Origin of the sequence: Kangiella taiwanensis, from assembly GCF_020005165.1 — a bacterium.
GTDB lineage: Bacteria > Pseudomonadota > Gammaproteobacteria > Enterobacterales > Kangiellaceae > Kangiella > Kangiella taiwanensis.
The window spans coordinates 191,559-205,911 of the sequence record NZ_JAHCLT010000002.1; the positions used below are offsets into that span (position 1 = coordinate 191,559).

General features: G+C 34.2%; 14 protein-coding genes. All 14 read right to left on the bottom strand.

The genetic code is table 11. The features are described from left to right. Positions 1–900 (bottom strand): dTDP-4-dehydrorhamnose reductase, encoded by a 900-nt coding sequence (rfbD, locus tag KFK88_RS06395; protein ID WP_223577912.1) that lies wholly within the window; start codon positions 898–900, stop codon positions 1–3. Further along, on the bottom strand, positions 897–1,436 hold the full coding sequence (gene rfbC, locus KFK88_RS06400; protein ID WP_223577914.1) for a dTDP-4-dehydrorhamnose 3,5-epimerase: 540 nt from the start codon (positions 1,434–1,436) through the stop codon (positions 897–899). The genes rfbD and rfbC overlap by 4 nt, the downstream gene beginning before the upstream one ends. Positions 1,437–1,439: 3 nt before the next feature. Beyond that, the gene (rfbA, locus tag KFK88_RS06405; protein WP_223577916.1) at positions 1,440–2,312 is read right to left on the bottom strand and encodes a glucose-1-phosphate thymidylyltransferase RfbA; all 873 of its coding nucleotides are present in this window, start codon (positions 2,310–2,312) and stop codon (positions 1,440–1,442) included. Continuing rightward, complete coding sequence (gene rfbB / locus KFK88_RS06410; RefSeq protein ID WP_223577918.1) at positions 2,309–3,373, bottom strand: dTDP-glucose 4,6-dehydratase; 1,065 nt, start codon at positions 3,371–3,373, stop codon at positions 2,309–2,311. The genes rfbA and rfbB overlap by 4 nt, the downstream gene beginning before the upstream one ends. 9 nt (positions 3,374–3,382) lie before the next feature. After that, positions 3,383–4,234, bottom strand: coding sequence for a polysaccharide deacetylase family protein (locus KFK88_RS06415; RefSeq protein WP_223577920.1), 852 nt, complete (start codon positions 4,232–4,234; stop codon positions 3,383–3,385). After that, the gene (locus tag KFK88_RS06420; RefSeq protein WP_223577931.1) at positions 4,234–4,995 is read right to left on the bottom strand and encodes a methionyl-tRNA formyltransferase; all 762 of its coding nucleotides are present in this window, start codon (positions 4,993–4,995) and stop codon (positions 4,234–4,236) included. Before KFK88_RS06420 ends, KFK88_RS06415 begins: the two co-directional genes overlap by 1 nt. Next, complete coding sequence (locus tag KFK88_RS12015) at positions 4,992–6,095, bottom strand: DUF1972 domain-containing protein (RefSeq protein ID WP_223577933.1); 1,104 nt, start codon at positions 6,093–6,095, stop codon at positions 4,992–4,994. The genes KFK88_RS06420 and KFK88_RS12015 overlap by 4 nt, the downstream gene beginning before the upstream one ends. A 106-nt stretch (positions 6,096–6,201) precedes the next feature. After that, on the bottom strand, positions 6,202–7,389 hold the full coding sequence (locus tag KFK88_RS06430; RefSeq protein ID WP_223577934.1) for an O-antigen ligase family protein: 1,188 nt from the start codon (positions 7,387–7,389) through the stop codon (positions 6,202–6,204). Between the two features lie 290 nt (positions 7,390–7,679). Next, positions 7,680–8,642 carry a polysialyltransferase family glycosyltransferase gene (locus KFK88_RS06435; RefSeq protein WP_223577936.1) on the bottom strand — a complete coding sequence of 321 codons (963 nt, stop codon included), beginning with the start codon at positions 8,640–8,642 and terminating at the stop codon, positions 7,680–7,682. Beyond that, positions 8,624–9,895 carry a lipopolysaccharide biosynthesis protein gene (locus KFK88_RS06440; RefSeq protein WP_223577938.1) on the bottom strand — a complete coding sequence of 424 codons (1,272 nt, stop codon included), beginning with the start codon at positions 9,893–9,895 and terminating at the stop codon, positions 8,624–8,626. Before KFK88_RS06440 ends, KFK88_RS06435 begins: the two co-directional genes overlap by 19 nt. Before the next feature lie 9 nt (positions 9,896–9,904). Further along, the gene (locus KFK88_RS06445; RefSeq protein WP_223577939.1) at positions 9,905–11,284 is read right to left on the bottom strand and encodes a glycosyltransferase family 2 protein; all 1,380 of its coding nucleotides are present in this window, start codon (positions 11,282–11,284) and stop codon (positions 9,905–9,907) included. Between the two features lie 172 nt (positions 11,285–11,456). Further along, positions 11,457–12,050, bottom strand: coding sequence for an acyltransferase (locus KFK88_RS06450; RefSeq protein ID WP_223577941.1), 594 nt, complete (start codon positions 12,048–12,050; stop codon positions 11,457–11,459). 11 nt (positions 12,051–12,061) lie between these two features. Then, a complete protein-coding gene (locus KFK88_RS12020; protein ID WP_223577943.1) occupies positions 12,062–13,762 on the bottom strand; it encodes an N-acetylneuraminate synthase family protein in 1,701 nt (566 codons plus the stop codon). After that, positions 13,759–14,211, bottom strand: coding sequence for an acyltransferase (locus tag KFK88_RS06460; protein ID WP_223577945.1), 453 nt, complete (start codon positions 14,209–14,211; stop codon positions 13,759–13,761). The genes KFK88_RS12020 and KFK88_RS06460 overlap by 4 nt, the downstream gene beginning before the upstream one ends. Positions 14,212–14,353: the final 142 nt, after the last annotated feature.

Sequence of the window (14,353 nt, forward strand, 5' to 3'; positions counted from 1 at the left end):
TTAATGAGTTTTAAAGTTCAATTGCTTAAGCCTTGATAGCATATCAATTAAAGCCGAATCCCATGGTCTATTGAAAAGATCAAACTCTAATTCAGCCTTAGAGCTATCTAATACTGAATACAGCGGCCTAGGGGCAACAGTTTTAAATTGAGTGCTTGGAACAGGTTCCACCGAAGGTATTTTATGTATTAGACCTAAATCTAAAGACTTAGAGAAAATTTCTTTCGAAAACTCGAACCATGAGCAACAACCTTTGTTTGCGAAGTGATAGACCCCACTATAACCTTCAATATTATCACTTAGTTTTTTAGCGATGCTAATAAGTGATTCTGCTAAATCGCGTGCATATGTGGGAGAGCCCACTTGATCATTCACAACAGTTAGGTTATCCCTATTTTCAGCCAGTGATAACATAGTCTTAACAAAATTACTTTTATACTCACTATAAAGCCAAGAAGTTCTTACAATTACATAGTTTGCTAAAAGCTGTTGTATAGATCTTTCACCCTTAAGTTTAGATATACCATATATACTTTTGGGATTTGGATTGATAGTTTCAGCATAGGGAGTATCTGCTGAACCATCAAATACATAATCAGTTGAGATATGAATAAGTGGAACTTGGTGCTTATCACAAGCCTTTGAGATATTTTCAACACCAGAATAATTGACTGCGTTAGCCGCATCTATGTCCGTTTCGGCATTATCAACTGCTGTGTAAGCCGAACAGTTTATCCAGATATTAGCCCCTGTGCTTCTTACTGCCTCATAACAATCACTTAATTTAGTAACGTCTAGCCTCCCTCTATTGAAGAATAAAGCAGTAATATCCTGCTCCTCAAGAACATCTCTCAAACATAAACCAAGCTGTCCATCGGCCCCAGAGATAATTACTTTCACTTAGCTAAATACTCCTTAAAGGTGCCAGCTGCTTTGTCCTTATCAGACAGAAAAAACTCCATACCTGAAGGCCACTTTATATTTAGATCTGGGTCATTCCAAATTATGCTCCCTTCATCCGTAGGGTCATAGTAGTCTGTGCACTTGTACTCAAAGTCAGCTATATCAGAAAGCACCAAAAAGCCATGAGCAAAGCCTGGTGGAACCCAAAACTGCTTCTTATTGTCCTCAGAAAGGTGTACTGACTCCCACTGCCCCAAAGTGCCTGACCCTCGTCTTAAATCTACAGCGATATCTAAGACCTCTCCTCGTACCACTCTTACTAACTTACCTTGTGGTTTATTTTTTTGAAAATGCAATCCTCTCAATACTCCCTTAGTAGAGCGAGAATGATTATCCTGCACAAATTCATAGTCTATTCCAGCTTCCTCATACCGTTTCTTCTGAAAGGTTTCTAAGAAAAAACCTCTTTTATCACTGAAAACCTTTGGTTCAAGTATAAAACAACCATCCAACTTAGTGCTGATAACGTTCATAAATTAACTTATTAACCCTTGAAGATACTTCCCATAACCAGTTTTACTTAATAAAGCACCTCTTTGCTTTAGCAAGTCTTTAGATATCCAACCATTGTTGAAGGCAATCTCTTCTAAACAAGCAATTTTCAAACCTTGTCTATGCTCTACGGTTTGAACAAAATGTCCCGCTTCCAACAACGAATCATGTGTACCTGTATCTAACCACGCAAAACCTCTACCCAGTAAGTTTACATTTAACAATCCAGCATCTAAGTAGGCTTTATTAACATCTGTAATTTCTAGTTCACCACGTTCAGAAGGCTTTACGTTTTTTGCAATATCAATAACTTTATTATCATAAAAGTATAAGCCTGTTACTGCGTAATTAGATTTAGGCTTGACTGGTTTTTCTTCAAGACTAAGAACCTTTCCTTCATCATTGAACTCAACGACTCCAAACCGTTCTGGATCATTCACATGATATCCAAAAACTGTAGCTCCTGTTTCTATAGACGTCGCTTGTTTTAACTTGCTTGAAAAACTCTCTCCATAGAATATATTGTCCCCCAATACTAAAGCTACATTATCATTACCTATAAATTCCTCACCTAGAATAAACGCCTGTGCCAGGCCATCCGGACTTGGTTGTACCTTATAAGTTAAAACCAAACCAAAATCACCACCGCTTCCTAATAGCCTTTGATAACCAGAAATATCTTCAGGTGTAGATATTATCAATATCTCTCGTATGCCAGACAGCATTAAAACGGATAGAGGGTAGTAGATCATCGGTTTATCGTAAATAGGTAACAACTGCTTAGACATACCCTGAGTAATGGGGTGAAGCCTAGTGCCAGAACCTCCGGCTAAAATTATACCTTTATATTTATTCATGCTAACTCACCTAACCTGTTGAGCTTGTATTCACCAGATATTACTCTTTGCCACCAGTCACTGTTAGATAGATACCATAAAACTGTTTTTTCCAATCCAGTTTTAAATGTTTCCTTAGGAGTCCAGCCAAGTTCATTTTGAATTTTAGTTGCGTCAATAGCATATCGAGCATCATGACCGGGACGATCTGAAACAAATGTGATTAAATCTTCATACTTAGCAACCCCTATTGGCTTTTCGGGTGCATGGGTTTCAAGTATTGAGCAAATTGATTTAACAACATCTAGATTAGTTACTTCATTATGCCCACCAATATTATACGTTTCGCCGACTTTTCCCTCTGTAGCTACTAAATATAAAGCCCGAGCATGATCATCTACATATAGCCAATCTCTTATTTGGCTTCCGTCACCATATATCGGAAGAGCCTTTCCTTGAATTGCATTAAGCACCATATGAGGTATGAGTTTTTCAGGAAAGTGGTATGGGCCATAATTGTTTGAGCAGTTTGTTATTATAGTCGGTAATCCATAAGTTCTATTCCACGCCCTAACTAAGTGATCAGAGCTGGCTTTACTAGCCGAGTATGGCGAGCTTGGAGCATACGAGGTTGTTTCTTTAAATAAATCGACTGTACCTTCAAGGTCTCCATACACCTCATCTGTAGAAATATGATGAAACCTGAAGCTATTCTTTCTAACTGAATCTAAAGACACCCAATAAGCTCTTGCTATATCCAACAAGTTAAAGGTACCAACAATATTTGTCTGAATAAATTCCGCGGGCCCGTCAATTGAGCGGTCAACATGACTCTCTGCAGCCAAATGCATCACAATATCAGGCTGAAAATCATTAAAAACCTTTTCTAAGCCCGCTTTATTACAAATATCCACCTGCTTAAATTGATATTTTTTAGACCTAGAAACAGCTTCAAGAGTGTCTAAATTACCTGCATAAGTTAGCTTATCTACATTACACACTGAATGCTCTGTATTGGAAATAATATGACGAATAACAGCGCTTCCGATAAAACCTGCTCCTCCAGTAACTAAAATCCTCACTACTACTCCTTATTTAATCTTTACAGTGGACACATTAGACCAGTCAACTCTATTGCAGGCCTGTTTCAAAGTAATAAAATCATTACTTTTAAGTATAGCTGACAACTTATTAAGCGAGCTTTTTAAACCAACATAACTTTTAAATTTACGATTAATAGATAATCCAGGAACTACCGGTTGCTCAGGATCGAAGTCGCGAGGATGAAAGTATGTCATTATGTAGTTTTCTTTATTAAACCAATGCTCAAGCAGCGCCTTTGGTAATAGTCTAAAATATCCCCCTCCAGAAAACACAAAATCATTACCTAATAAACGTATTGAATTTAACGGAAATAGCTTTATATTACCGCTAAGAGTCTCTCCTATAACGGGTTCAGCAAATGGAAAACTGCTTATGCCGCCATGGGCTCTGCTAGCTGGAAATATGCTGCTATCGACTCTAAAACCAAGTTCATACAATATCTCATAAGCCCATAAACTATCACGCACAATAGAAAATCCAGGAGCTCGATAAGAAACAACACTTTTTGAAATAGTGTCCTCCAAAACATGCTTAGATCGAGCAAGGTCTTCTTTAAAGTCCTTTTTGCTCATTTCATATACAAGCTTATGAGCATACGAATGACTTCCTAAATCATGCCCTCTCTTCGAAATTTCTTGAACCAGTGTTGGATACACTTCTGCTACCCAACCTAATATAAAGAATGTTGCCTTTTGGTCACATTCATCTAAAAGGTCGAGAATTCTATGAACTCCCTGGTGTATTCTTGATTCAAAGTTACCCCACTTACCTATATCACTTGTTTGTTCTACATCCAATAAGTGAAACCAATCTTCTATATCAAAGCTCAATATCTTCATTAATAAAACTTAGCCCCATTCTGTATAAACTCTTTGACATCACTCTTACTCGGAAAATGGAAGTAAGTCATTTCATCATCATTATTAGGAATACATTTATAATTTCCACGATTGATCAAATCTACAGCTTCACAGATTGCCATCATTCCAACTTTTTTTGATTTAATTATCAAATCTTCTAAGTTTGGTTTAGTAATTACAATATTCTTTTGAACGAGAATTGGTCCGCTATCTATGCCTTCATCCACGAAAAATACAGACACACCAGTTTGTTTCTCTCTATTCTTTAAAACCCAAAAGCTTGGCATCAAGCCCCTATACTTTGGCAATAATGCGGTATGTAAATTTAAGCACCCCTTGGGTGCCAGCTCTATAAGTTGTTTTTTGAAAATTTCATTACCAGCTATAGATATAAGTAAATCAGGATTGTAGGAACGAATAATTTCTAATGAAACCTGATGATTTATAGAGTGTGAAAGTTCAATTATATTAATGCCATGATTGATTAAAACCCGCCTAACATTTCTACTGCTTAACTTACTTCTTAAATACTTAAAGCAGTACCTTATAAAAAAACGATTTCCAAACAGCTTTCTTGTTTTCAAAGCCTTGTTAATCAGGGACTCTTTTTTACCGTAAGGTGAAGGAGGTAACAGCACACAGCTTATAACTTTTGAGTGCTCAGGTAATGTTTTAATTAGATGGTTAATATTCTCTGCCAGATAAAATGGTTCATCTTGCGTAATTAATGTAATTCTCATGACTCGGCGACTTTGTTAAAGAGTTTGATGTATTTATCAGCGATCTTTTTCCAAGTGTATTCTACTTTAATTAATTCATAATTTTTATCTTTAAACTCATTTAATGCGTTTTCCTGCTGCTCAAAGCTTTTTGAAATTTTTGCAACAGACTCAACGTCCTCAAAATAAAATGCATTATCGGAAAGCACTGCCTTATTAAACTGATTATTATGGGCAACTATACGAGCTTTTACAGCCATTGCTTCAAGAAGAGATGGATTGGTACCACCTACAGAGTGCCCATGATAATATAGAGAGCAATAATGTCTCAAAGCGTCTAGTGTAGGCTTTTTATAAATCGCACCAACAAATTTTACGCGCTCATATGACCTAAATTTATTAGTCAGGTATTGAGCATGCTTTGTCATTAAGCCACCTACGATAATTAATGTTCGGTCTACTCGGGAGTTCAGAAAACCATCAATGATCATCTCTACATTGTTTTCTGGCTCAAGCCTTGCGATAACCAAGTCAAAATTCATAGCATCCTCAATAACATCTCCTATCAAAGCCTTATTAATCACTATATCTGCATCACAGCCATACGCAATAACACTAGACTCTCTTCCATATTCAGATTTGTAATAGTCGGCGATTCCATCATTATCGCTTACTAAACAGGCACTTAATTTTACAGCGCACTTTTCAGCGAACTTTGTTATTCTTTTAGTAGTAGATGACCACTTTGAACGCATCCATTCCATGCCATCCATATTAGTTACAAGCTTTTTTCTTTCTTTTTTATTAATCAGGTAAAATGAGAAAGCTGAACTTTGATACCCTAACTCCAAATAAATATCACATTTTGATCGGACGGCATCTCTTAAACAAAGGTAATCATAAATAAAGTTTGCGGCCGCACCAATTCTATTTTCGGGACAATAAATATGTCTTATTTCAACTCCTTGATAGATATTTTCTTGGTATTCGTGATCCTTTGGGTTATAGCAAATAACTTCATGTCCATCTTCTATCCATTGCTTACTGACCATCTCTGCAAATTGCTCAAACCCACCGTACCTGTTAGGAATTCCTCTTGTACCTATAATTGCTATTTTCACACTAAGCTCTCTTGTATCATGAAATTTTAGTATTTTAACTAAGTAATTAATAAGTGATTACTTAGTTTAAAAAACCATCATCTAATACCTTGTTTTAAATGATTTTTTAAGTAATTTGTTTAGTCTTCTCTTCTTTCATTCTACCGAGTAAAAGCAAAACTAAAAACAACATCATTACCTGATGTTTATTGGTATTCGCATTAGTTAGACACGTTACTCCAAACACCATCAGTGCTATATAATATTCGTTTGCATAATTTATTTTAGATTTAAAATTTAACATCTTGATTATTGGTAAAAGAAAAAACATAAATATTAAAACACTGCCTGATATTACACCATACTGTACCAAGTAATTTAAATAATCATTATGAGTATCTAGAAGTACATTAAAAGGGATCCCATATTCTGATTTTAAGTAGTTCCACTGACCTGTCCCAATACCTAATAAATTGTTATCTAAAATCATCATAATAGTCCCTTTCCAAATAGCAATTCTGGTGAGCATAGAGCTATTAGTAGGATCTATAGCAAGATCATTGTTTGCATATCCAGCATTTATTATTATCTCAACAGAGTTATATGTTGTATACATATAACCCAATATTTCCTTATCATGAAATAGGAAAAAACCTAAGCATGTTACCAATACCCCAGTTGCGACTAAAACTCTAAATGCCGTTAAGTAATTATAAACCAGAACAATAATAGACCCTATAATAGAAGCAAGAAGAGCTGCTCTCACATCTGTCATTAAAACTATAACCAAGCAAAGTAAAGAAGTAACAATTAAAGATACCCTGCTTACCAGACCTTGATTCTGACGAGCCAAACATAAAAACAGTATAAATAACATCGAGGCTGAATTTCCAAACACATTATTTGCGAAGTTACCACTAAACATCTCTCCTACAATATTCTTTCCTGCTAGAATAGTAGAAATCGCACCTTCAAAAAATAGCAATGGAATAGCCACCATACATCCAGTTAAGAATAGTTTCACATTTCTTTTTGTATAAAGTTCTGCTCCTATTAGCAGTAATAAAACTACATACCTGAATTGATACGCGCCATTAATTATATGAATATAATCTCCGCCCTTGAGAACATGTTTTACACACAACAAAATTAGCGGAACAATCATTAATAAAGAAACATATATTAGGAAACTATAGTACCTGTACGGAACATGAGAACATTCAAGATTAATTTTTTTCTTTAAAAAGAGGTAAAAGATAACAAATATATCAATGTGTGAAATAAACGAAAATGATGCATTTGTTTTATCAGACATGGGAGAAAGGAAAACGCCGGGAAATAATGAGTTAAATGCATTAGGTACCGTTAAGATTACTACAGGGAATAGAAACCAAAAAAGGTTTCTTTTACAAAATAGGAATATGCATAAAGCAAAGAAATAACAGACAGAAGCAATTGTTATCGGCCTATCATGTCGAAAATCAATAGGTATATCCGATGTATATATATTATAAAGGTATGATGCAAATGAAAGTAGAATTACTACTACATATAGCATAAACAACGAGAACATTGAGAGTTGAGCAAGTTTTTTTGTACTCATAATCAACCCAATGTTTTAATATTCAAGGAATTAAATACGTCATGAATATTCTTATTATAATTCTCCCCGAAATACTCTTTATAGCCATATGAGTAGCAATCAATACTCGGTTTAATCAATTTAATTGATATTAATGCAGAGGATGCGACAGCGAATACAGCTGAAAATTCATAACGTTCAATTAAACCTTCAATAGCCTCTTCAGACTCGATATTAATAACATTGCAGTCAACAGACCTGCTTAGACTTCTTCGAAAGTTGTCTTTTGATAATTCCTTTCTTGGGTGAGCTTTATAATATATCGAATTAAACCTTTCAGACTGCACAAGGTTCTTAACAATGAAAGTAACTTTATCGCTCGATATTATTTTTTGATTTCTATGGCCTAGAACTAGTAGATTATCATTTTTATAAATATGGTCCTTCATTTCAAAACATATTTTTTTAATGTTTCTAGCTTCACATACAACATTTTCAAAATACGAATAAACTGTATTTATCTGCTGATAAGGACTTATGATACTACCTTTAATAAGTTTGTACTTTAAACCAAATAGTAGAGACTTTAGTTTTCTTTTCCAATTATCTGAAGAAAAAGGTTTAACTTTATAATCATTAAATAACAAAGTACCATCTGGGATGATGGAAATTAAGATTTTCTTACGACTATTTTTTAGTCGCCAATATACATCTTGAGCAAAAACATTCAAAAAATGTGGCACATATAAATCAAACTGCTCATAATTCAAGCAAAGTCTTTTGAGAGTTTTCTTCAACTGTAGAATTTTCCTGAAACTATTAAGTTCATAAACCACAAAACTTTTGTCTTCAGCCTCATTAAAGTTTATTTTTACTCTTGTGAAAATGATTGTATTCTTTTTCAAATCATTATTTATTTTTAAAATATTTTTAAAGTGCAAATACTGAGCATTAGTAAATAAGATTATTAAGTTACATTTTTGCATTTATAGTATTCTCTATTTTTAGAGTAAAGGTATAAAGCGCTAAAAGTGAATATTATGGAAACTATTACGTATAATTTTTTATAGTCTAATGTATCAAGGGAAAGTGTTAGTAAAAACAAGGTTATGAAGTAAACACACAAAATCAATATGTTAATCTTTAAATATAACTTCCCACCAAAATTGAAATTTGAAGCAATACTTAGTGGGAAGATAAAGCACAAAGGCAACAAAATCAAAGACTGATAAGCAAATACTAAGTACAGTTTTGAATAACGTGGAAACATATCTATAAATAAGTCACTCTGAATTGTCAAATATATAAACAACGCAGATCCTACTGTAATGGCCAAACCCAAACAAGCTTGTTTTTTTACGTTCTTCATTAAACCTAAATGCTCTCCATGCTCATACATTTGGGCAATCTTTTGAAAATTCAAAGTATTTACAATACTTAAAAGCATAATATGTCCTTTAATTAACATAAATGACAATCCGCTTAAGCCAACATCCTCTTTAGAAAACTTTAATAGTATATAGAATCTGTCTAATGAAATTATTGCTTCAAAAACAATGCCTGATAGCACTATAGGAAAGCCTAGCTTTATTAATGAAGAAGCGCTTTTAAAATTGTCATCACAACTCTTCATTTTTTTCTTTGCAAAAGGCTTGTTATTTGTGCAGCTAAACAATACCGAAATAAAATAAGCCAAATAAAACAATATTAAGAACGTATTGGCGGATGGAAATAAGCTTATAATAATGACTGAAGTTAATAGTGAAAAAGCATTAACTTTATATACAGAACTCAAACTCTTAAAATTACCCAAGCCTCTCAACCTAAACCTTTCTAAAGCAAAAACCAACAACGAAAAAAGGGCAAAAGGAAATATATACGCAATATTATTTTTATCATTTGAACGATCATTCAGGAAAATAAAGTAAAGACATACCAGAAAAAAAACTGTTAAGCTTAAGTATAAGCAGATAAGTAATATCCGTTTGTATGTATCACAAAGTATATCTTCAGAACGAGCCTGTAACTGCCCATACCCTTCTGGTAAGCCAAGCATAAAAACAGAGGCATATATTACTAATGTTTGAAAAATAGATACATCCCCCCAGCCTTGTGGTCCTATTATTAACGCAGCATAGTAGGAAGTGATTAGAACGCATCCTGCATTAAATATTCTAAATAGAGCAAACTTTATTTCTTGATTTATTATTCTAGATGTGAACTTTGATATCAATTTCAAACTCTATTATTATTTAGTTTTTCTTTCTTCTAACTTGTTAGAATATAATTCAGCTATATCAAGATCTAACCTTGAAGAAATAGAGTGTGCACTTATCTGATCGAAAACCACATGCCCAATAGTTTCGCCCCATATTTCTCCATCTTTACTTAGCTTTTCACACTTAAATACCAGAAAACCATTCACCATTTGATATATTTCATCTCTTTCTAATCGCACAGATGTCTTATCAAAGTTTATTCCATATAAACTTTGACCATTATGAGTGAAATAAAAATCATCAGAAGGTCTAACTCCGATAACATTATCTACATCAAATATACTAGCAATATCGAGTGCGGACTGAATAAGGTACTTTTTGTTAAACGGTCTATCAAGTCCAAGTATCACTCCATACTCAAAACTACCTAGCTCATTATAAGTTTCATACACATCCTGTACCACAGCGTCTAACTTAGAATTGATAAGAGATATATCTACTCCTCTTGCGTGCACTATAATGTTTTCATAATTGGATAATATATATTCTCTCAGACTTTTATCAGGCGTTGTAATTATGATTTTTTCGAAAAGGTTATAATTTAATAAATCTTCAACTATCAAATCAATTAAGAACTTACCATTTATTTTTTCGAATGGATTACTTCTTGAGTCTAAACTTCCACCTCGAATAGGAATAACCACAAATGAGCTATCAACACTTCCCTTCTTCTCGGCTACTTTTCTCAATATATTTGATCTTGTATATAAGATTTTTTCTTCGTTACCCGTAAGGTTACTCCCATGTCTCCGATAATTAAAAATCAATTTGTCTAAACTTTTAACCTTAAAGTTATCAACAACTCGAAACCATAGCTCAAAACCATCCTGGCATTGTAGCTCCTCGTCATATCCACCCACTGCTTTTAAGTACTTTGTGTAAAACATCGTACATGCCCCGTGAGCAGGACAGTCTAGTAATGTCACATCATTTTCAAAATCATGCCTTTTAAAGGTATATAAATGGTTACCAGACTCATCAACAACATCCCAGTTTCCGAACACCATTGCAACATCTTTATCTGTAAAACCATCAAGTAAATTTTGCAATGCATTTGGTTTAAATGTGTCATCTGCGTCAAGTCTAACAATGTATTCCCCCTCAGCTAACCTTAAGGCAGTATTGTTAGTCTTTGTCAGCCCTTTATTTTCTTGAAATATGACTTCAATTTTCTCTTGTCCAATATATTTAGTTAATATTTCTCTTGAATTATCCGTTGAGCCGTCGTCTATAATTAATATCTCAATATTTGGATATGACTGATTAACCGTACTTTCAATAGCCTGCTCTATGTACTTACCATAGTTGTGATTAACTATATAAACAGTTATTAATGGCTTATTCTTCATTTGGTTACCTCGGTGAGCTTTATATACTTTTGCCTTCTTAGCTTATATATTATTGCCAATTAATTAAGTTCACTCAGTATTATTTATACCAAGGTATAAATTAGTTAGTTATGAGTTTATGTTTTGTCTTACAATTTATAAAAAGTAATTCTTTTTCTTGTAGCTCTTTGTTCTACTTCTGTTTTAATATTCTTATTCTTTCAGCAGGAGCACCGGCAATGACACAATGCTTTGAAAAGCTTTTGTTTACAACAGAGTTACTTCCAACAATGACTTTTTCACCAAGCACTACATCAGGAAAAATAACAGCATGCACTCCTATCCATGAATCATCACCGATGATTATATCACCGTATGAATATCCTTGATTTTGAATTTTATCGTCTCCCAAATAGTTATGCATGCTTGTTTGTATATAAACGTAACCTGAAATGAGTGTATTGTTTCCAATATTGATCTTACCCCCTCCATTAAATACACTACCAATTCCTACTCTTGTAAAATCGCCTATTACTATATCGGCTTTATTAGTAGCTATCACTCTCACGAGAGTATCAAGCTTTACAAACTTACCTAAAATGAGAGTTGACCCTCTAGTAGCCCTAAGCTCTACCATCTTACCAATAATAACCTCTTCCGATAAAACTATAGAAGAGTCTTTCGATATAATTAGAGTCGGCAAGGACTTAAATACAACTTTCTTACCTATTACTAGGCGTTTACCAAAGCGAAGCTTTAGATATAAATGAATTATAAAGCTAAACATAAAATCAACACCTAACTAAAGTAATCAAACTTTAATTTTTGACCTTTTTTTAAATCCTTATTAGTTGTTTTGCCTATTATTTCATCATAATAACGGGATGAAAGACCATGTGATGGTCGCAATATTACCAAATCTGATTCTTTAATGACTGTCCCTTTGGAAATATCACGTGTAGGGTAAATGGCTCTCCGAAAGCTTTCGACATGACCATTGTCAATCTCTATTTCTACTGGTTCTTTAACTGCGCTACCATTTAAAACATTTACAAGTTTTATATACTCTATTAAATCCAGCGTTTCACTTTTAGTTAATGAAACTTTATGATCTCTAAACTCTTTTCCTTCTCTTTTATCTGTAAAGTGAAACTCCAAAACTTGAGCACCTTTTGCAACTGCAAGTTTCAAAGCATCAGTTCCTTCTGTATGATCAGAGTAACCCATTGTAGCCCCTGTAAGTCGGTGCAACTTTGGCATTACATTCAAATTAGCAGCTTCATTGGGAATAGGGTACATTGAAGTACACTGCATTACTGCTAGGTAGTTAGCATCATTGTATAGAGGGTTGCAGTCACGGATATAATTAACTGTATCTACCACTTCTTGCTCTGTAGCTAGGCCTGTAGATAAAATCATTGGTTTACTTCTTTCTGCAATTTTTTTGAGCAAAGGCCATGCTAGCAGATCTCCAGAACCAATTTTATAAACTGTATTGTATTCATCAATCCAATCAAGCATTTCCTCATTCCAAATAGATGCCATGAAACGCTTGCCTGAGTCAGAAATAGTTTTTGCAAGCTCGATATACTGCTCCCGAGACAATTCAAATTTTTTAAAGTGCTTAAACCTATCAGGTGATTCAACTGGATTAACAAGTGTATCTCCTGAATACATTTGAAATTTTATATAGTCAGCATCACTTTCTATAGCTAATCGCGTTAGTTTTTTTGCATACTCAAAATCACCTTCGTGATTACCACCAATTTCAGCTATCAATAATGGACCATGCTGTCCGACAAAACTCATCTGTGTCTCCTGTAAGTTATACTCTGTCATCAGTCTACTTAAATCGATCGAATAATCGTTCCAACCATAATTCTCAAAAACTTTACTAGCTATCAAAAAATCTCTTTGTGTGTCTATAGCAATTTGTTTTCCTTCTGCTTCTGGGCAACTAATATTTTTTATAAATTTTGTTTTTAAGTTTTGTTTATTCTTGTAAAAGAAAGACATCACATGCTCATAATCTTCAGCGGAATTGAATTCTTCATAATATTCTTGATAAATTTTTGTCCTTATACCCTCGACACTCATTCCTTTAGGGAAAGTCCTACCGGCTACATTAGACACAAAGTCAAAGCCTTTTTCTATTTGTTCACAAGCATCGTCTACAAGCTCTGTATTTACGAATAAGTTGTCACCATTCACTCTTATTACCGCATCTAAATTGTAGAAAACAGCAGCGTTCAAAAATCGTTGAGCGACATTATCTAAGTCACCTCGATAAATTTTTATATTATATTTATGGCAGAAAGCCTCAATTGGATCATCAGATGGTAAGTTAGATGTAGCAATGACTATTTCATCTATTTTTTCTGAAAGATTCAAAAGCTCAACTATCCTTAACAATACTTCCTTGCCAGCAATTTTTTTTAGCCCCTTACCAGGGAGCCTTGAGGACGTTAGGCGAGCAAGAATTATAGCTCCAAACCTCACTTTCGCTCACCGACTTTTCTAGCTGGCACTCCAGCGTAAATACCATAAGCCTCTAACTCACCTTTAACTACAGAATTAGCTGCAACAATACACCCCTCTGGTATAACCGCCCCTTTGAGTACAACAACCCCTGTCGCTAACCAAACGTCATCCCCAATATAGACCTTAGATACCGTATTTTCCTGTAGATTCATCTGTAACGACCTATCCGTACCGTGGTCACTATCTACAACGTACACATTTGGTGCAATCATGCAGTTAGCACCAATTTGAATATTTACGGATGAAAAGATCAGTGTGTTGTATCCTATCGTAGTATTTTCCCCAACCGTAATTTTAGCTTTCTCATTACATGGGCAAAGCTTAGCTCCACTCTTGACATAAACACCATCTCCAAACTGAATATTTCGTGGAAATCGCATCAAATAAACAATACTATCAAAGTTCACTGCTGCGCCACATTTACCTACTCTCCTTCGATAGTACAGTGTCATAAGCTTAGAAATAAGACTTCTTTTATTATTTTTTCTGAATTGACTCATACTTATATGCTACTCAATTGATTACTCAAGGTTTAGTTAAACTTTAAAG

What these genes read in the sequence shown, in the direction of transcription:
- rfbC (WP_223577914.1), bottom strand. Translation starts at nt 1,436, where the DNA reads ATGAACGTTATCAGCACTAAGTTGGATGGTTGTTTTATACTTGAACCA.
- rfbA (WP_223577916.1), bottom strand. Translation starts at nt 2,312, where the DNA reads ATGAATAAATATAAAGGTATAATTTTAGCCGGAGGTTCTGGCACTAGG.
- KFK88_RS06415 (WP_223577920.1), bottom strand. Translation starts at nt 4,234, where the DNA reads ATGAAGATATTGAGCTTTGATATAGAAGATTGGTTTCACTTATTGGAT.
- KFK88_RS06420 (WP_223577931.1), bottom strand. Translation starts at nt 4,995, where the DNA reads ATGAGAATTACATTAATTACGCAAGATGAACCATTTTATCTGGCAGAG.
- KFK88_RS06430 (WP_223577934.1), bottom strand. Translation starts at nt 7,389, where the DNA reads ATGTCTGATAAAACAAATGCATCATTTTCGTTTATTTCACACATTGAT.
- KFK88_RS06435 (WP_223577936.1), bottom strand. Translation starts at nt 8,642, where the DNA reads ATGCAAAAATGTAACTTAATAATCTTATTTACTAATGCTCAGTATTTG.
- KFK88_RS06445 (WP_223577939.1), bottom strand. Translation starts at nt 11,284, where the DNA reads ATGAAGAATAAGCCATTAATAACTGTTTATATAGTTAATCACAACTAT.
- KFK88_RS06450 (WP_223577941.1), bottom strand. Translation starts at nt 12,050, where the DNA reads ATGTTTAGCTTTATAATTCATTTATATCTAAAGCTTCGCTTTGGTAAA.